This is a genomic window from Carboxylicivirga marina (assembly GCF_016612505.1).
Taxonomy (GTDB): domain Bacteria; phylum Bacteroidota; class Bacteroidia; order Bacteroidales; family Marinilabiliaceae; genus Carboxylicivirga; species Carboxylicivirga marina.
Genome location: NZ_JAENRR010000198.1, coordinates 1 through 253 on the forward strand (window position 1 = coordinate 1; position 253 = coordinate 253).

Here is a 253-nt window from a genome sequence, read left to right on the forward strand (position 1 = left end):
ACACACTATCATCTTCAAAGCCATTAACAAAGAAATTCATAACAAACCGAGCCTACAAGAAATACTTATCGATACAAAATAAGGTGCAATGCTCCTTAAACCACAAAGCAATTGAAAAAGAGGCAAAACGAGATGGTTTTTTTAACATCATCACCAATGTAAAAGATATGAAGGCTGGCGAGATAGTCTCAAACTACAAGGAACTATGGCGCATTGAAGATGCATTTGGTGAGATGAAAGGCTATTTGAAAAG

1 pseudogene is annotated in these 253 nt (G+C 36.0%); it reads left to right on the forward strand.

What is annotated here, in order from left to right:
- Positions 1-253, forward strand: a pseudogene (locus tag JIV24_RS22295) (IS1634 family transposase); the annotation flags it as partial.